Origin of the sequence: Gottfriedia sp. NPDC057948 (genome assembly GCF_042887255.1) — a bacterium.
Classification (GTDB): Bacteria; Bacillota; Bacilli; order Bacillales; family Bacillaceae_G; genus Gottfriedia.
Map to the genome: position 1 here is coordinate 4018 of NZ_JBHVPN010000006.1, position 18327 is coordinate 22344.

21 protein-coding genes and 1 pseudogene are annotated in these 18327 nt (G+C 31.7%); 8 read left to right on the forward strand and 14 right to left on the reverse strand.

Annotation, left to right across the window (positions count from 1 at the left end):
- The 6 genes from ACFVRR_RS11585 to ACFVRR_RS11610 all read right to left on the reverse strand — a co-directional run.
- The coding region (locus tag ACFVRR_RS11585) for a histidine kinase dimerization/phospho-acceptor domain-containing protein (protein ID WP_387328367.1) at nucleotides 1-907 on the reverse strand (907 nt) is incomplete at its 3' end.
- A gap of 14 nt (nucleotides 908-921) precedes the next feature.
- A complete protein-coding gene (locus ACFVRR_RS11590) occupies nucleotides 922-1590 on the reverse strand; it encodes a response regulator transcription factor (protein ID WP_387328370.1) in 669 nt (222 codons plus the stop codon).
- 417 nt (nucleotides 1591-2007) lie between these two features.
- On the reverse strand, nucleotides 2008-2553 hold the full coding sequence (locus ACFVRR_RS11595) for a Gmad2 immunoglobulin-like domain-containing protein (protein ID WP_387328373.1): 546 nt from the start codon (nucleotides 2551-2553) through the stop codon (nucleotides 2008-2010).
- Nucleotides 2554-2689: 136 nt separating this feature from the next.
- A complete protein-coding gene (locus ACFVRR_RS11600) occupies nucleotides 2690-3601 on the reverse strand; it encodes an AEC family transporter (protein WP_387328376.1) in 912 nt (303 codons plus the stop codon).
- A 41-nt stretch (nucleotides 3602-3642) separates the two neighbouring features.
- Entirely contained in the window at nucleotides 3643-3987 is a 345-nt protein-coding gene (locus tag ACFVRR_RS11605) for an SHOCT domain-containing protein (protein WP_387328379.1), read from the reverse strand.
- Between the two features lie 264 nt (nucleotides 3988-4251).
- Nucleotides 4252-4704, reverse strand: coding sequence for a VOC family protein (locus tag ACFVRR_RS11610; protein WP_387328382.1), 453 nt, complete (start codon nucleotides 4702-4704; stop codon nucleotides 4252-4254).
- Between the two features lie 161 nt (nucleotides 4705-4865).
- On the opposite strand from ACFVRR_RS11610, the gene ACFVRR_RS11615 reads away from it, so the two are divergent.
- Entirely contained in the window at nucleotides 4866-5399 is a 534-nt protein-coding gene (locus ACFVRR_RS11615; RefSeq protein ID WP_387328385.1) for a GNAT family N-acetyltransferase, read from the forward strand.
- A gap of 123 nt (nucleotides 5400-5522) precedes the next feature.
- Here the strand turns inward: ACFVRR_RS11615 and ACFVRR_RS11620 are convergent, their stop codons facing one another.
- Nucleotides 5523-7061, reverse strand: a complete 1539-nt coding sequence (locus tag ACFVRR_RS11620; protein ID WP_387328388.1) for an FAD-dependent oxidoreductase — start codon at nucleotides 7059-7061, stop codon at nucleotides 5523-5525.
- Nucleotides 7062-7233: 172 nt separating this feature from the next.
- On the opposite strand from ACFVRR_RS11620, the gene hpt reads away from it, so the two are divergent.
- On the forward strand, nucleotides 7234-7761 hold the full coding sequence (gene hpt / locus ACFVRR_RS11625; RefSeq protein WP_387328391.1) for a hypoxanthine phosphoribosyltransferase: 528 nt from the start codon (nucleotides 7234-7236) through the stop codon (nucleotides 7759-7761).
- A 45-nt stretch (nucleotides 7762-7806) separates the two neighbouring features.
- On the opposite strand, the gene ACFVRR_RS11630 is transcribed toward hpt, so the two are convergent.
- A complete protein-coding gene (locus ACFVRR_RS11630) occupies nucleotides 7807-8214 on the reverse strand; it encodes an NUDIX hydrolase (protein ID WP_387328394.1) in 408 nt (135 codons plus the stop codon).
- 146 nt (nucleotides 8215-8360) lie between these two features.
- On the opposite strand from ACFVRR_RS11630, the gene ACFVRR_RS11635 reads away from it, so the two are divergent.
- Complete coding sequence (locus ACFVRR_RS11635) at nucleotides 8361-9620, forward strand: TolB-like translocation protein (RefSeq protein ID WP_387328397.1); 1260 nt, start codon at nucleotides 8361-8363, stop codon at nucleotides 9618-9620.
- A gap of 208 nt (nucleotides 9621-9828) precedes the next feature.
- Here ACFVRR_RS11635 and ACFVRR_RS11640 read toward each other — a convergent pair whose 3' ends face one another.
- The 3 genes from ACFVRR_RS11640 to ACFVRR_RS11650 form a co-directional block, all read right to left on the reverse strand.
- The gene (locus ACFVRR_RS11640) at nucleotides 9829-10593 is read right to left on the reverse strand and encodes a 2-phosphosulfolactate phosphatase (protein ID WP_387328400.1); all 765 of its coding nucleotides are present in this window, start codon (nucleotides 10591-10593) and stop codon (nucleotides 9829-9831) included.
- Nucleotides 10594-10703: 110 nt separating this feature from the next.
- Nucleotides 10704-11225, reverse strand: coding sequence for a hypothetical protein (locus ACFVRR_RS11645; RefSeq protein ID WP_387328403.1), 522 nt, complete (start codon nucleotides 11223-11225; stop codon nucleotides 10704-10706).
- Between the two features lie 28 nt (nucleotides 11226-11253).
- Complete coding sequence (locus ACFVRR_RS11650) at nucleotides 11254-11616, reverse strand: VOC family protein (protein WP_387328406.1); 363 nt, start codon at nucleotides 11614-11616, stop codon at nucleotides 11254-11256.
- Nucleotides 11617-11762: 146 nt separating this feature from the next.
- Between ACFVRR_RS11650 and ACFVRR_RS11655 the strand changes: the two genes are divergently transcribed.
- The gene (locus ACFVRR_RS11655; RefSeq protein ID WP_387328409.1) at nucleotides 11763-12242 is read left to right on the forward strand and encodes a GNAT family N-acetyltransferase; all 480 of its coding nucleotides are present in this window, start codon (nucleotides 11763-11765) and stop codon (nucleotides 12240-12242) included.
- A gap of 285 nt (nucleotides 12243-12527) precedes the next feature.
- Here the strand turns inward: ACFVRR_RS11655 and ACFVRR_RS11660 are convergent, their stop codons facing one another.
- The 3 genes and pseudogenes from ACFVRR_RS11660 to ACFVRR_RS11670 all read right to left on the reverse strand — a co-directional run bounded on the left by ACFVRR_RS11660 (nucleotide 12528) and on the right by ACFVRR_RS11670 (nucleotide 14546).
- Complete coding sequence (locus ACFVRR_RS11660) at nucleotides 12528-13487, reverse strand: RtcB family protein (RefSeq protein WP_387328412.1); 960 nt, start codon at nucleotides 13485-13487, stop codon at nucleotides 12528-12530.
- A 284-nt stretch (nucleotides 13488-13771) separates the two neighbouring features.
- Nucleotides 13772-13987, reverse strand: a pseudogene (locus tag ACFVRR_RS11665) (RtcB family protein); the annotation flags it as partial.
- Between the two features lie 106 nt (nucleotides 13988-14093).
- Entirely contained in the window at nucleotides 14094-14546 is a 453-nt protein-coding gene (locus ACFVRR_RS11670; RefSeq protein ID WP_387328416.1) for a GNAT family N-acetyltransferase, read from the reverse strand.
- Between the two features lie 264 nt (nucleotides 14547-14810).
- Here ACFVRR_RS11670 and ACFVRR_RS11675 point away from each other — a divergent pair, with 264 nt between their 5' ends.
- Genes ACFVRR_RS11675 through nadE form a run of 4 tightly spaced genes read left to right on the forward strand, consistent with a single transcriptional unit; the run spans nucleotide 14811 to nucleotide 18268 of the window.
- Nucleotides 14811-15362, forward strand: a complete 552-nt coding sequence (locus tag ACFVRR_RS11675) for a cysteine hydrolase family protein (RefSeq protein WP_387328418.1) — start codon at nucleotides 14811-14813, stop codon at nucleotides 15360-15362.
- Entirely contained in the window at nucleotides 15359-16828 is a 1470-nt protein-coding gene (locus ACFVRR_RS11680) for a nicotinate phosphoribosyltransferase (RefSeq protein WP_387328421.1), read from the forward strand. Before ACFVRR_RS11675 ends, ACFVRR_RS11680 begins: the two co-directional genes overlap by 4 nt.
- On the forward strand, nucleotides 16821-17450 hold the full coding sequence (gene nadD / locus ACFVRR_RS11685) for a nicotinate (nicotinamide) nucleotide adenylyltransferase (RefSeq protein ID WP_387328424.1): 630 nt from the start codon (nucleotides 16821-16823) through the stop codon (nucleotides 17448-17450). The genes ACFVRR_RS11680 and nadD overlap by 8 nt, the downstream gene beginning before the upstream one ends.
- Nucleotides 17447-18268, forward strand: coding sequence for an ammonia-dependent NAD(+) synthetase (gene nadE / locus ACFVRR_RS11690; protein ID WP_387328426.1), 822 nt, complete (start codon nucleotides 17447-17449; stop codon nucleotides 18266-18268). Before nadD ends, nadE begins: the two co-directional genes overlap by 4 nt.
- Nucleotides 18269-18327: the final 59 nt, after the last annotated feature.

An 18327-nucleotide genomic window follows, 5' to 3' on the forward strand; every position in this document is an offset into this window, starting at 1 on the left:
CTAGCTTCGTTAACTGTAGAAGCTCATTCGTTAAAATAATCATTCTGTTTGTTTCATTAATACATGTATTTAATGAGTTTTCTAAAACAGTTTCGTCTTTTTTCCCCCAGCGATTAACTAAAGATAAGTGACCGTGAATGATTGCTAAAGGTGTTCTTAATTCATGAGAAGCATCTTCAACAAATCGCTTTTGTCTTGTAATCGAAGCCTCTAACTCATCCATCATTTTGTTAAAAAGTAGACCGAGTTCAGATAGCTCATCTTTTGTTTCTCCTACAATAACTCGCTCTTTTAATTGATTATTTTTTATTTTAATCATTGTTTGATTTAAATTTTTAATAGGATTTAATATTTTTTTAGATAAGAAATAACCACTGAGAATACTTAAAATTAATGAAATGGTTGTTCCTAGAACGAGAATCATGAAAGATTCTTTAATTAATTTCGAAAAGATGTCTACATTCATCGCAACTTCTAATACACCGTCAAAATTCTTATAATGTAACACTTTACTATTAATTAATATTTCTTGATTGTTTTTTCTATGTTTTTGAATTTCACCGAATTCTTTTTTAATAATAGGAATTTTAGGCATTGTTCTTGAAACTGTAAATATTTCTTTTCCATCTTTATCTATTAATCGGATCATCTCATTATTTTGAATAATTTTTTCAAAATATTGTTTGTTTTCTGCAAAAGATGCCACATTAGGACGTTTCGTTTTATATTCTTCATCTAAATAAGCTGCCGTATCATTTAATCTTTTTTCAATTTGATGTTGCTGCTGATTCATTACAGACATTTGAATTAAAGCCGATTGAATAAGATTACATAATGTAAATATAAAAAACATAAGCACAGCGATTGTAATTGTTATTTTCCATCTAATCGAAAGCTTATTTAACAAGGTCAGATTCACCTCTACATCCTCATTACATACCCAGTACCCCTTACAGTGTGAATATAGGTATTATTTTTATCATCTAGTTTTGTTCTTAAGTAGCTAATATAAACATCCACTACATTTGTTTCAATAGTAGAGCCATAGCCCCATACAGTTTCTAATAAAATTTCTCTAGTTAATACACGATTTACATTGCTCATTAATAAATACAATAAATCGAATTCTTTTTTAGTTAAATCAATGATCGCTTCATTCTTCTTAACAACTCGAGCTGCAGAATCTAATGACAAATCTTTAAACTTTAAGCAATGTAAATTTGTTGAACGATCGATACGTCTAAAGATTGCTCGCATATGAGCTAAAAGTTCTTCAATAACAAATGGTTTTGAAATATAATCATCTGCACCACTATCTAATCCAGAAATTCGATCAAAAACACTATCTCTTGCTGTAATCATAATAATTGGTGTGTCTTTATGTGCTCTAATTCGTCTACAAACTTCAATACCACTTAAATTAGGAAGCATTAAATCAAGCAAGATTAAGTCAAATTCTTGGTCAATCGCTAGGTTTAAACCATCTCTACCATCATTTGAAATATGAACTTCATTACCTTCATACTCTAATTCTAATCGTATAAAATTTGCTAATTCTTTCTCATCTTCTATAATTAATATTTTTTTCATATATTTTATCCCTCATTTTTTTTTATAATAACATTTATAAAATTATTATTTGTATTGTATAAGGATATCTGTTTAAGATGAAAATGGCTTTATGGATATTTTAAAATTCAATTAGATTTTTATTAGAAATTCTTAATTGTTTAACTTAATAACCCTGATATTACTACCTATTGTGTACATTTTCTAATAATTCCACTTAAAATGATTAAAATTTATTTAAGAATATATTTAAAGCTTCCCAAAAGATCGGGTATAATTTTTTTAAATTTATGTAATTTTTAAAGTTAATTTCTTAAGATTTCAAAAAAAAATGGCTTTAGCATTTGCTAAAGTCATTTTCATACTAAATATATTATTTGTCAATGGAGTAAGTAGAATCAAATCGATTCCCTTTAAAATCAATTTTCCTAATCTATATTATTTATAATTAGGAAACTGAATCGGAATATTTAGTATATGTTCTGGTTGGCCGTCTTTTGCACTTGCTACATATAAAGTAAGTACCCCATTTGGACTAGTTGGCTGATCATAATTAATGACTAATTTAAAGTTCCCCCATTCTGGAGCACCCATATCAGCCATTGTATGACCTTCCGCTAATACATTATGACCATCTTCTATGCGATAAAGAAATGTTGCTTCAAAAACACTAGCTTTCCCTTCAACAATTAACAAATTTTTACCTGTTGAGTCATTAACAACTGAAGTGACTTTAAATGCATCGTTTTCAACTGGTGTAAATACTTTAACTGGTGGCTTAGTTTCATCCTTTTTTGGCGGATTATTGGTTCCCTTATCTGGTGTATTACCGTTATCAGTATTTTTGTCTTTATCTGGTGTATTACCCTTATCAACTTGTGATGACTGACCATCTTTTTTTCCATTACCGTAGTCACTTGACTGACAGCTTGCTAAACAGAATATGCTTAAAATTATAAGTCCAATAAATAAAAGTCTTTTCATTCTCTTAATCACCCCTAAATTAATTAATTGCTGCAGTTTAAATATTGTTCTAAATTAAACTATTTATTTTTAGCAACAGATGAAATGCATTTTACCGAGGTAGACTACTTATAATAGGAATGAATTTTTAAACACATTAAAAGAACGTACTAGCAAGTTGTATTACCATTGGTAAAGTTAGACTGCTTAATATAGTTGAGGTAATGACAGTTTGTGCTGCAAAATTTGCATGAGGACCTTTGAATGATAGTAATGCACTATTTCTTGAACTTGGAAAGGCACTACCTATAAAAAGGGCTTTTGCAACCACACCTTCAAAACCAAAAATTTTTATAAGGGCAAATGCAATAATCGGACCACCAATTAACCTTAAAAAGTTACTAATCGCTAAATTGTTCCAGCTAATTTCTTTCCCCGATTCAGCTAATTGAGCTCCAAGCGTAATTAACGCAAATGGGGCGAATGATTCAGTAATAGGATTTAAAATAGTAACCAATTCATGATTTAATTTCACATGAGATAGTTGAAGTATAAAGCCAAGTACTACACTATAAATGATTGGTAGCTTTAGCATTTTCATAATTGCTTCTTTCATTTGAACTGTAGCCTCTGCATTATATACCCCAACAGTAAATGTCATTATATTTTGGAACAAAACGATTAAAACTCCAATACTCAATGCAAAAGGATCATTTTTAAAAACTAACGCATTTACTGGCAATCCAAGATTTCCTGAATTATTTAATGCGATGCTATTAGCAAATGTACCTTGCATCGATTTTTCAATTCCTCTCCATCTACATATTAATGTTGAAATTAGAGACATGGCAACAAATTGAATAACCAAGTAAAATAAAACAACACCTGCAACTTTACCAGATAACGGACTATCATAGATTTTCATAAATACGGCTACTGGAAGAAATAAATAAACTAAGAGGGTTGTTAAAGTACGTAAGTGAAGTTTACAAAGACGATTAAACAAATATCCTAATATTACATAAAAAAATAGAGGTATCATAACTTCTAGTAATAAATTTATTACCATTGCTTTTCCTTCTTTCAGATGATCAACGATATTTATTTTATCTACATATCTCGGTTAAAAATTTTTTCTTTTTGTTTCTGAAATTCACTATCTGTGATCACCCCGTCATTTTTTAATTTATTTAATTTACGAAGTTTCACTTCAAAGTCCTCTTTCTCTCTTGTCATATACTCTTCAACATTTACTTCATAATTTGATATACCACGATCACTAAAAACGTTATATCCATTAATAAGCGTAATCATTAGCGCAATTCCGGTCCATAACAATCCGAACAAACCAGCTTGTGGTATTACAATTGTAAAACCGAGAACGATAAAAATAATGCCAACCATTAAACCAAAAAATGACTGCCCTTTACTTGGTTTAACTCGAATCTTTCTCAAATCTTCACCTCTTTTCATTTTAAAATAAATTTCTGAATGAAATAGAAGCTTTGTCGGTTAAATTTGATAAACTATTATTTTGCTTTCGAAATACTATATTCGACAAATTATGTTTAAATACCTATTGCAAAAATAAAAAACCACCTAATTAAGTGATTTTTTAAATTTTTATATTAACTTATATACACTATTTTTGATTTAATCTGATAGGTTCGTATCGTATAAAATGAATTCACTCCATTTTTATAAACAAAAATCAAAAAGTTATTTTGAATATTTTTCTTTCCATTCACTTAAATAGAAAACTTCATTTGTTTTTATAGATTCTCCATCAAGTAGCGTTATAAATTCTAAACTATTTCCATCAGGATCTCGGAAATAAACACTTGCTGCCGGCATCCAAGTATGTACTACAGGTTCAATTGGATTTAATCCAAAAAAGTTTTCAGTTGGTTTTATCCCTCTTTCTTTTAGCCATTCAATACTATTCTCTAGTTCATGTAGACTTACTCCAAAAGCGAAGTGACCTTTGTGAAATTCCTTTCCTTTCTCTACTTCCCATAGACCGAGCATTTGTTTGTCCTCACCGATAAAAAAGAAAGCTACTCTTCTTTTTTCAATTTTATGAGCAAGCTTAATACCTAGTTTTTCGTAAAACATAATGGATTGTTCTAAATTTCTCACTTCTAAATGAGTTTCATATATACTTTTTATCATCGCTTTTTCTCCTTTCATCAGATGAAAGTAATATCGTAAGTATTATATTTTAGCATTATGCTGTTTAATTTTAAAAAATTCTGAATTTTAAACTCATCAAAAATATCTCCAAGATGATATGATTTATTTAACTTTAATTCAAAATGTAAGGTGGTTTGTACGTGATCTTCCAATCAAATAAGCTTACTATTCGTCAATTAAAAGAAAGTGATGTTCCTCTTCTAGCAAAATGGCTTTCGAATCCTAAAGTTCTTCAATATTATGAAGGTCGAGATAATCCATTCAACGCAGAAAAGGTTAAAAGTATTTTTTTTACTAAAGATCACTCTGTTAAAATGTGTATTGTAGTTTATGAAAATATTGAGATAGGCTATATACAATTTTATAAATTAGACGATGAATCAAAAATTGAATATGGATATAAAAATACAAGTGAAGTTATTTACGGAATGGATCAATTTATTGGTGAAACTGATTTTTGGAATCGTGGAATTGGAAGTTTACTTGTCTCATCGATGGTGAATTACTTAGTTAATAATCAAAACGCAGAAAAAGTAGTAGTAGATCCACAAACATGGAATGAACGCGCGATTAAATGCTATGAAAAATGTGGATTTAAAAAAATTCGATTACTTCCGAAACATGAGTTACATGAAGGTGTATATAGAGATTGCTATGTAATGGAATATAATTAAGACTTCGCTTCTTGAAAGAAAAGTGCTTGAAAACAGTCAGATATCATTTTTTTAAACTTTGTCTACAAATTAAGGGATCTCTCATTTTTGAGAAATCCCTCATGATTTTACATAAATTTATAGTTATTGAACAAAAACTTGTTTTAAAGGTTGATCGGCTGGCCCTTCTAATACGTCACCATAAATTGAAAATCTGGAGCCATGGCAAGGGCAATCCCATGATTTTTCACCGTTATTCCACTCGACTTCACAACCTAAATGAGTACAAGTTGTGTCTACACAATGAACTTTACCATTTACATCTTTATAAGCTCCAACTCTTTTCCCATCTAGTGTTACAACTGAGCCTTCATCATTGTATAATTCTTCTATCTTTCTAGAAACAGGTTCTAATTTCCCTTCAATTAAGTGTTTAGCTACATCTAGGTTTTGCATTAAAAAATGCTTGATACTAGGGTCTGCTTGGAATCTTGAAGGAGTGAACACATCAGCATCAACAGCTTCTTTTCCTAAAATTAAATTACTGATTAACTGGGCAGAGACTGTTCCACTTGTCATACCCCATTTACGGAAACCAGTGGCTACGTATATGTTTTCATGTTTTGATGATAGTCTACCAATATAAGGCATTTTATCTAAAGTGATCAAATCTTGCGTAGACCATCTGAATAATACATCTTCAATTCCAAAGGTTTCTTCACCAAAAAGTTTTAAATTTTCATAAAAACTCATAGTACGAGTTTCTACACCTGTTTTATGACTTTCTCCACCAATAAGTACTAGTTCTTCATTATTATATTTAAATGATCTTAGAGACCTTTTCGGATTTTCCGCACTTATGTACATGCCTCCTGGATATGCTGTTTTTACTTTTGCAGCTAAGGCATATGAACGATCAGCATGTAATTTCGTAAAAAACAATTGATTACCATCAAAAAAAGGAAAATGGGATGCACTAACAACATGCTTACATTTAATTTTTCTTCCACTTTGAGTGACTACGACTGGATTGTTACCTGTTTCAACGTCAATGACTACAGTTTCTTCATAAACCTTTAATCCGTTTTCAATTGAAGCTTTTAATAAATGAATCAAGTATTTTAGTGGGTGAAACTGAGCTTGATCCCTCATTGTAATCGAATATTTTGTATCAAAAGGTAATAATGTTTTTACTGCTCCAAATGAGTCGATTCCTAACTTCTCATAAGCTTTCAATTCATTTTCTAGATTTCTTACATAATCATCCGAAGTCGTATAAATTGTTGCATCCTGGGTCTCATAATTACATTCTATTTGGTTATCATTCGTATATTTTTTAATAAAATCCATTGCATTTTTAGTAGAATGATAAAATATTTTTGTCTTTTCTAATCCAAAATGTTGAATTAGCTCATCGTAAATTAAATCATGCTGGGCTGTTACTTTGGCAGTCGTGTGGCCAGTTGTTCCATTAATTATTTTATTCGCTTCAATTAAAGCCACCTTCATACCCGCTTGCGTTAAAAAATATGCGGTTGAAATTCCCGTAATTCCGGCACCAACGATTACGGCATCAAACTCTTCGTCATCGTTAAACGGTTCAAATGTAGGAATATTTAGTCCACTTCTCCATATTGGCTTTGAGTGTTTCGGCAAGCCATTATAATCAATCTTTTCATTCATCTTTATATACCTCCATTTATGTTATGTGGTTATTATTACCAAATTGATGGATGTTCATTAAACTAACTTTTCAATACTACTAATTAGTAAAAATTGTTAAAATGGAGATAATGAGGAATGCTCATCTAATAAAGTAAAAAATAGTTAATAATTAGTAAAGAGGGTAATTTACATGGCTTATAGAATTAAAGACACTTTAATTTCTCAAACTGATTTAAAAAATAGAGTCAAAGCACTTGCCGAACAAATTGAACATGACTTTAATAACGAACCACTAATTCTTGTAGTTGTTTTAAAAGGATCATTTGTATTTGCAGCTGATCTAGTTCGTGAAATGAAAAGTAATATTAATGTAGATTTTATTTCTGTTTCCAGCTATAGTAAACAAACTGAATCAACTGGAAAAGTAAGACTGTTAAAAGATTTAGATGAGAATATCACAGATAAAAACGTGGTAGTAATTGAAGATATCATTGATAGTGGTCTAACATTGCACTTTTTACGTGACCATCTTCAAATGCATAAGCCAAAATCGATTAAGATTTGTACTTTATTAGATAAACCTGAAAGAAGAAAAATCGATCTACCAGTTGATTATTTAGGTTTTGTCATTCCTGATGAGTTTATCGTTGGATATGGAATTGATTATGCACAGCAATATCGAAATCTACCGTATATCGCAACTGTGGAAGAATATTAATTTAATCAAGAACATGCCGTTTGATTATTTATCAAACGGCTTTTTTTATTTCTTGTTAACTTTCTTATTAATTAAATCAATTAATAAATTCCGATCTTCAGGAAAACTAAGCTCTAATACAAGAATTTCATCTGCTGATTTCCATGCAATTTCATATATTAGTTGATCAGGATCTTGAATTTTAGCATTACCACCATTAATTCTAACTTCAAAATAATGTACTTCTACTTGAAAACCATATGAGAAACCTTCTTTGATAAACAATTGCTTAATTACATCAACTTCATATCCTGTTTCTTCGAGTACCTCTCTTTTACAACTCTCTTCAATCGATTCATTTTGTTCTAAACCGCCTGATGGAGTAGCCCAAAGCTTTTGTTCATCAGGCTTGCCTTGAAGTACCATTAAAACCTGCCCTTTACAATTGATACAAATACCAGTTGCCCCAATCATTTCTCCATGAAAAGCCACCTCTTTTAGTTACTTTATCTAATCTAGCTATTCGATTATTTAATATTTTATCCTGTTGAAAATGTCCTTTTGATATTTATATAATTTCTTGGGAAAAATAACTCAAAATTAGTAAACGGGGTGAATTTATGAATCGCAAATTATTACTCATTTTCTCGGTCGTTGTTTGTTTAATTTTTCCGAACTTTAGTTACGCCGAAACTACTGCTAATCCATTAAAAATTGCGTTTGTTCGCGATGGATTCGTTTGGATAAAAATAAATAATAAAGAGGAAAAAATAACAAAAGCAAAAGGGGTTTATTCGAATCAGCCTGAGTGGTCTTTTGATGGGAACTATTTAATGTATCAAAAAGAAATACCTACTGGTCCTACAGCATCATATCCTACTCGCTCAGAAATATGGATCTATAATATGAAAACCAAAAAAGAACAAAGGATCATTTCCGATGGCGAGAATCCTAAATGGTCCCCTACTAAAAACATTTTTGCTTTTTTAGATAGTGGTGTTTTGAATGTTTCTGATTTTAAAAACTTTTATAATATTGCACTAGGTGTAGATGATTATAATTGGATTCCAAACGGTAAAGGCTTTATAGCTTCATCAGCCGCAGTACTAAATCCGGACGGTTGGACAAATCCAGTTTTATATAAAATCACCTTACCAAATGATTTAAAAAATATTACTAGCACAACAAATACTGTAAAACAATTTTTTGTTGTTCCTAAAACCTTAACAAAAGGCAATACTTCCATTCCGTCCATAAATGCATCAACATTTCAATTTTCGCCCGATCAAAAATGGATCTCTTTTATAGTTAGCCCTACAGCTTCTTGGTCTATGGACAGCGACATGCTCTGTATCATTTCTTCAGATGGAAAGGTATTTGAAGTTCAAGATGAAATTATTTTACATTTAGATAATCCAAAATGGGCTCAAACTAAAAATATATTAGGATATATTGCAGGTGGGGGCAGAATAGTTTTCGGATATAAAAATAAAAAGATGAATATTACTGAAATGCCAGCATTTACATCTACAAATTTAACACCACCACATTTTGCTGAATTAGGATTTACATGGTGTGATAACACATCAATTGTAGTTTCAAGAGTAAAAGAAAGTGAGTGGTCAAATGATGAAAAGAAACGACCAAAACCATCATTAAATGTGATTAATCTTTCTACTCATAAACAATTAAAAATAACGAATCCACCAACTGGAAAAGGTGATTATAACCCAGTCTACTCTAAGTCTACCAATAAAATAACTTGGACCAGAAAAGGCGAATTAGATGTTGTCGGTAATGTATGGATCGCCAATTTGGATGGTAGTAAACCTAAAATTTTATTAAAAAATGTTAGTTCATATTCTATTTTTGAGAGGTAAAAAGGATGTTGATGTTTTAATTCATCCTATCAGTGTATAGACAAAGATCTAAAAACTTGATTTTCAGACTGATTGCAAGCGCTTGTCTTTCGAGGCGCGTAGCTTGGTGAGGAGCGGAGTTACCTTAAACGGTAATGAGCACCGCAGACAGGCGAAGCAACGAAGAAAGCGAGCGTTTGGCGGGCAGTCTGAAAGGATGAATATAGTTTCATCCTTTTTCCATTTCAAGACCATTAACGAAGCAATCATTTCGTAAAACTGGTACTACTTTAAAATGGTTTAATTGACTACAGTGCATAACATCATCTTCAAAGCCCTTCATTCTCAGCTCTCTTCCACTTCCACATTCCCAAATCAAATCTTTAATTTTATGTTTCGAGTGTTGAAACGCGCCAATACAAACTTCCGCTTCTGGTGATTTTGTTCCTTCTAACTCTGCTAAAATTGCTCCTGCTCCTAAATAATCTTCAATAGAAGGTCGCAGTGCATCCTCATTTTCATGTAAATCATTCCAAACCTCACCGCACGGAATGACTGTTATATTGACATTTTTTTCTTTTTTTAGGCGATTAGCCAAACTTGCAACCGAAGACGCATTAAGTAAAGAACCAATCAATAACGCTGGCACCTTTGAAGCGATCCATGAACAAAATGCTCCATTTAGAGAACATAAAACAAATTTATTATTGGTATGACGTTCATTAAATGAGACCGGCGAAAGTGTTGCCTTCCCTAAAACTGTCGCTTCATTTCTTCCTAAAATATACTCAGCTCCAATCTTTTTAGCATAAGCTTTCCCATCTAAATTTGGTGGATACGGATAGACGATTGCGTTTTGAACTACTGCTGAAACAACAGTCGATGAAAAACTAAGAACATCAACAATAATCGTAATATCCCCACGTTCCGCTGCTTCCCTCGCACCCCTTTTCCCCCACACTACACGGCATTCATAATTAGATTGATCGAACATATTCTCATCCCCATCCCCTTTATTATTCTTTTATAATCGTCACATAGAAAAAGCAATACTATAAAAGTATTGCATCCGTGTTTAGAGAAAGTATAAGTTTTTCAGACTTACTAACGATATGTAACTTCTGTATACCCTAAACTATTTTTAGTAGTCTTCATCGGCTTATTAGGATAATAGAACACTAAATCATTATAGTTCATTTTATATTTACTTGTTTTAAAGTACTTGTTCAGATACACCGTTCTCATTTTTTCACCATCCACATAGATTGCTTTTCCTTTAGGGCGATCCTTATCAAATCCATAAATTAGTTGATCATTTAAAAAATGCATCCCCTTTCCATCTCCTGCATACAAATGTTCTGCACCTGAAATGGAAGCAAAATTCATATTTAAAAACGATGATGTTTTAAAAATATATATACTATGCGGTATATCAGTAATACAAAGAATGTATGGACTATTCGGGATCTTAACCAATTTGTAGTCCACTTTTTTTAAATCTGGTAATTCCTTATGAATAGCGAAATTAACTGCTTTTTCTTTTGAATTAAAACTGATTGATATGTAAGTAAATATGCTCACTAATGCTACAAAAATTAGCAAGAATGTAATTCCCTTTTTACTCATGTTATAACTTCCTTATTTAGACATTATTTTATTCAGGAAAAGAGCATACACCTAAACGATTTCCTTCTAAATCTTTAAATTCAAACCATTTAAACGTTCCATCTTCATTCAATTGTTCTACTTCTACATCATGTTCTTTTAAATGATTATAAGCTTGTTCAATATTTGGAGTATAAAAATTAAAACTCATATGCGTATTTGGATTTTCTACTTGATTTGTTTTTCTTACTAACGTTAATGGTGTTTCCCCAATATTTAATGCCGCATATCCATTCATCGGATCGTTCCATCTAACCGTAAAACCCAATACCGAGCAATACCAATCTACTGCTTTCTCAAAATCAGTTACTTGCAGAAAAACTGTATCAATTCTTTTAAAATGCTCTGACATAGCTAAGTCCTCCTTTTTTACTACTTACTATTTATTCAACACTTGTAAACTATTTCCTTTTATATTTCACGCTAAAAATAAAGGGATTTTACTATAATTAGTCAATTATTTATAAATATTGAAACTAGACATTGGAGGGGAAATCTTTGATAAAGATTGTTAAAGTAAAAAAGGAAGAAGAATCAAAATTACACAATTTAATGCAATTTTATATTTATGAATTTACTAAATATCTTCCTGAAATTAAACTCGGGGAAAACGGTTCTTATCATAAATTTAATTTGGAAAAATGCTGGAAGGATCTAGATTATCACGCTTTTTTTGTGTTGTATAAAGAAGAACTGATCGGATTCGCTATAATTGAGGCTTCATTAGAATCAACCTCAAATTGTATAGAAGAGTTTTTTATTATTGAAAAATATAAAGGGCATGGTTTTGGTAAAAAAGTTGCAATTGAACTTTTCAATCTGTTTCCTGGAAAATGGAGTATCTCACAAATTGAAAAAAATGAACCTGCCAAAGCTTTTTGGAGAAATGTAGTTAATTATTATACAAAAGGGAACTTTACCGAAAGAGTTGATGAGAATAAAAAGACTATTCAAGAGTTTGATACGTTTGAAATTTAAGTAGTTGAAATAGCAATGTTCTAAACGGGCTTAAGAAGCTTAATGTTGATATTTACTACTAATAACAGGTTTATGTGGTACTATATAAGCTTAATCTTGTAATTTACTTACTCATGACAGGTTCATGAGGTTCTATATAAGCTTAATCTTGTAATTTACTTACTCATACCTGGTTCAAGAGTTAATAATTAAGCTAAAGTGAAAATCCATTACTCATAAATGGTTCATTAGTAAACAGTCTTAAAGCCACCCTAAAGGTGGCTTTGTTTTATAATATAGATCGATTTAATTTGCTTTGAAATTATAAAGTGGTTTAATGACTTTAATAACTTCGATTGCATCCTTAGTATTTTCAATGATTTCTTTCATTTCCTTATAAGCCATTGGACTTTCGTCAAGTGTACTCTCTAAAACTGATGTACTCCAAACATCCTTCATTGTTTCTTTAAACTCATCCAGTGAAAGAGTTGCTTTTGCTTTTGAACGACTAAGAATTCGACCTGCACCATGAGGGGCTGAATAGTTCCAATCTGGGTTACCTTTTCCGATTGCAATTAAACTACCATCTCGCATGTTGATCGGAATCAATACTTTCTCACCCTTTTGAGCGGAAATCGCTCCTTTACGTAGAATCATATTTTCGATATCAATATAATTATGAACAGTCGTAAATTGTTCAACAACTGTTAAGTCCATATTCTTTACGATTTCATCCATCATTGCCTTCCGGTTCCATAAAGCATATTCTTGGGCAATTGCCATATCATGCATATATCGATCAAACCAAACTCCTTCTAAATAAGCTAAATCCTTTGGAATATATTGCGACGGAAGGTTTTTTAGAGCAGCCTCAATTTCTTTTTCACGGCCTTCATCCCTTAATTGCTGAATGACTTTTGAACGATTTTCTGACTGGCCCTTTAGCAATTCATATGCCTTTTTCTGATAAAATTCCGCTACAACTTTACCTAAATTTCGGCTTCCAGAGTGAATGACGAAATAAATATTCCCATCTTCGTCAGCATTGCATTCTATAAAATGATTTCCACCACCAAGTGATCCTAAGCTTAGCTTTGTTCTTGTTTCATTTAATTCTTTAAAACAGTAAAGCTGTGAAAAATCAATTTCCCTCACAAATTCATGCTTATTATTTCGAATTGAAAACCCTGATGGAACATGTTTACGAATAACAGCATCTAGTTTTTGAAAATCGATTTCTTTTTGTGAAACTCTTATTGTTTCCATTCCGCAACCTATATCGTACTTTAACCTCTAATTTCTTAGAGAGTGGACTATACCTTCTCTACAATCATCGGAGTATGCAGCTCCTTCTGTAGGCTCGCCGTGTTAATCATTCCATCTGACATTAGGAAATAGAATAATTCTGCACAATCGTCTGCTAACAACGTGCAAGTCTCTGAACCATTTGACTATGTCACCATAGCCTCTGGCTGCTGATTGCCCTCGACTATATTTTACGTTAGGGTTTCCAGCAATTGAGCGAGTTTTTTAACGTTGGAGCCGTTTTAGTTAACCCCAACGAGATTTGGAACGATTTTATCTTGAATCGTCATTGTCGTTCCAATTGTACACCCCTTACCTGCATGAGTATCAGGCATAATTCTAATTTTAGAACTTTTCACGAACTCTTGATTACATAGTTCAATAATTTGCCCGATTGCTCCTTGCTCCACATTATCTGTAAATATTTTAGCTTCATTAAATGAGCCTTTAACTGTAAGCATCATGTTCTCCTTCAAGTTAGTTTTATTTTGAGGCCTAACTTTATTAAGCTATTTCAAACTATTTGATAATAGTTCATTAATTTTATTAGCTAAAATTTTTTGAAGATCACTTTAGATTTTTTAAATTTAATGAATACGAAAGAAATTCTTTATCAACTTGATAGCCATTTTTTTCATACAAAGCTTGTGCCGATTTATTATCAATCGCTGTTTGTAAATCTAATGATTTTGCTTTCGATTCGATTGCAAATTTCTTTGCTGCATTTAATAACAATTGAGCTACTCCTTTTTTCCTAGCCGATTCAGTCACATATAAGTCATTTAAAATCCATAACTTTTTCATTGATACTGAAGAAAAAGAAGGATATAACTGGTTAAATCCCATAAATTGTTCTTCTTCTTTCACAAGAAATATAACAGAATCTTTGTTATTGATTCGTTCCGTAATAAAATCAATCGCTCCATTTAAATTACTTTCTTGTTTATAAAACATTCTGTACTGATTGAATAAATTTGCTACTTCTGTAATATGCTCTGATTTTGCACGAACGACTTCCATCATGTCACCTCTTCTAACTATTAATGAATCTATTAGTTAGTTCGGTACATTTCATTAATTTCCTCTAATCGCTTTAAAGGATACAAAACCTACGAAAAATAGTAATTTTTAATTGTAAAGTTAATAATATAAAAATGATCTATTAATTTTCCAAAATTTAGGTTTTCATATGAATTAACTTATAATAAGATTGAAGATGAAAACAAATTTAATTTTTTCTATTATGTGAAGAAATTAACATTCTTACACTTGGGGTGATTAATAATGGATAAAAAAGCGCTCATTATTATTGATTATACGAATGACTTTGTAGCAGATGCTGGTACATTAACTTGTGGTAAACCAGCACAGGAGATTGAGCAAAGTATTCTTCAAATAACAAAAAATTTCATTAAAAATCAAGATTACGTTGTGTTTGCTGTAGACGGCCATGATGAGAATGATCCGTTTCATCCCGAAACAAAATTATTTCCACCTCATAATATTAGACATACTAAAGGAAGAGATTTATATGGTGGATTAATGGATTTATACAATTCAACAAAAGGCAATTCCACTATTCAATGGCTCGATAAAACTCGTTACTCAGCTTTTGCAGGCACAGACCTTGAGATAAAACTAAATGAAAGAGGCATTAATGAAATACATTTAATAGGAGTTTGCACGGATATTTGTGTATTACATACCGCGGTCGATGCTTATAATAAGGGTTATAAAATAGTCGTTCACGAGCAGGCTGTTGCAAGCTTTAATGCATCTGGGCATGAATGGGCATTAAGTCATTTCAAAAACATTTTAGGGGCGGAAATAAGATGAATTACAACTTTCAAGATGATAGCTTTGCACTTCATACAGACCTTTATCAAATTAATATGGCGGAAACTTATTGGGGAGACAATATTCACAATAAAAACACTATTTTTGAACTTTATTTTCGTAAACTCCCATTTGGAAATGGATATGCAATCTTTGCGGGTTTAGAAAAAATAATCAGTTATCTACAGAACTTTAAATTTAGCAGTTCAGATCTTGACTATTTAAAAGAAGAACTCGGATATAAAGATGAATTCATTCAATTTCTGTCTAATGTAAAATTCACAGGTTCAGTTAGAGCAATTCAAGAAGGTGAATTAGTATTTGGCAATGAGCCAATCTTAAGAATTGAGGCCCCGCTATTAGAGGCACAATTAATTGAAACCGCCTTATTAAACATTGTCAATTATCAAACATTAATTGCTACTAAAGCTTCACGAATTAAACATATCGTTGGTAATGATACGTTAATGGAATTTGGAACAAGACGTGCTCAAGAATTTGATGCTGCCATTTGGGGAGCAAGAGCCGCTTATATTGGTGGATTTCATGCGACTAGTAATGTTCGTGCTGGTAAATTATTTAATATCCCTGTTTCAGGAACACATGCTCATGCGCTTGTGCAAGCATATCGGGATGAATACATAGCTTTCAAAAAATATGCAGATCTTCATTACAATTGTACATTCCTAGTTGATACATACGATACACTAAAAAGTGGAGTGCCTAATGCCATTAAAGTCGCAAAAGAACTAGGTGATAAAATTAACTTTGCAGCGATCCGACTAGATAGTGGTGACTTAGCCTATTTATCGAAAGAAGCTAGAAAAATGCTCGATGAAGCTGGTTTCGTAAATACAAAAATCGTTGCTTCGAATGATTTAGATGAATATACAATTTTAAATTTAAAATCGCAAGGAGCAAAAATTGATTCGTGGGGAATTGGAACAAAGCTTATTACTGCATATGATCAACCGGCTCTTGGCGCTGTTTATAAATTAGTAAGTATTGAAGATGAAGATGGGAAAATGATTGATACAATAAAAATTTCCCAAAACCCTGAAAAAGTAACAACTCCTGGACTTAAGAAATTGTATCGAATTATTAATACAGTTAACCATCACGCTGAGGCTGATTATATTGCACTTGAAGATGAAGATCCAGGATCTGAGGAAAAAATAAAGTTATTCCATCCGATCCATCCATATATCAGTAAGTTTGTAACTAATTTTGAAGCTAGAGAACTTCATCACCAAATCTTTACTAAAGGTGAATTAGTCTACAAGGTGCCTGCAATTAAAGACATTCAGGATTTTGCTGAAAACAACTTAAGTGTACTTTGGGAAGAATACAAGCGTGCATTAAACCCTGAAGAATATCCTGTAGACTTAAGTCAAAAATGTTGGGATAACAAAATGGAAAAAATAGCAGAAGCTAGAAAGAAAACAGAGGAAATGAAAAATGGCTAAAATTGGGATTTATGGCAGTTCGTTTGATCCGATTACAAACGTTCATTTATGGACTGCAAGTACGATTGCTCATCGCTGTCAATTAGACAAAGTAATCTTTTTACCATGCTCTTCAAAGAGAAGAGATAAACAATTACATAATACTGATGAACATCGTTGGAATATGTTAAAACTAGCAATTCAAAACAACTCAAAGTTTATTGCAGACGATTATGAAATGAGTAAAGAGGCTTGGGAAGTATTCACTTACTATACAATGAACCATTTTAAAGAGAAATATAGTGAAGATGAAGTTTATTTCATAATGGGAGCCGATCTCCTAGAAGATATTGCAGAAGGAAAATGGAAATACGGGGATCAATTAGTTTCCGAAAATAAATTCATTGTTATGGCCCGTGATGGAATTGATATGCTAAAAACCATTTCTCGGTCTCCACTATTACGAAACAATGATAATGGTTCAAGATTTCATCTAATTGATAAAGGATTAGCGATGGAAATTAGTTCAACATATATCCGTGAAGAGTTTGCAAAAGGCGGCGAGCCACGATATTTATTACCTGAGGATTGCTACGCTTATATTAAAAAATACAATCTGTATCAAAAGGAGAATGAAGATTGAACAGTTTACAAAAAGAAATCGTCGAAGAAATGAAAGTAAAACCAGTGATCGATCCTAAGGAGGAAGTAAGAATAAGTGTTGATTTCCTAAAAAACTATCTAAAAAAACATCCATTTTTAAATGGTTTTGTATTAGGTATTTCAGGCGGTCAAGATTCAACTTTAACTGGTAAACTTGCGCAAATGGCAATAGATGAATTAAATAGTGAGCAATCAGAAAAAAGTTATCAATTTATCGCAATTAGATTACCATATGGCGTTCAAATGGACGAAGAGGATTGCCAGGAAGCGTTAAAGTTTATCCAACCAACTAAAACTTACACTGTGAATATTAAAGCTGCTGTAGATGCTAGTGTTAAAACATTAAAGGAAATTGGCGTTGACCTTACAGATTTTGCAAAAGGGAATGAAAAAGCACGTGAAAGAATGAAAGCTCAATATAGCATTGCTGCTATGAATGGGTGTGTTGTCTTAGGTACTGACCATTCCGCTGAGGCTATTACTGGTTTTTACACTAAATATGGCGATGGTGGATCAGACCTTTGTCCGATTTTCCGTCTAAATAAGCGTCAAGGAAAGATGCTACTAAAAGAATTAAATTGCCCACCTAAGCTATATGAAAAAGTTCCGACTGCTGACCTTGAAGAAGATCGCCCACAATTAGCAGATGAAGTCGCTCTTGGAGTTACATATGATGATATCGATGATTATTTAGAAGGCAAAGAAATTAATAGTGACTCTCAAGCAAAAATCGAATCATGGTTTAATAAATCTAGACATAAGAGACAAATGCCTTACACTGTGTTTGATAAATTTTAATTCATTGAAAGCTACCTATTTCTAGACAAAGTACAAAAAACTTGAATTTCAGACTGGGT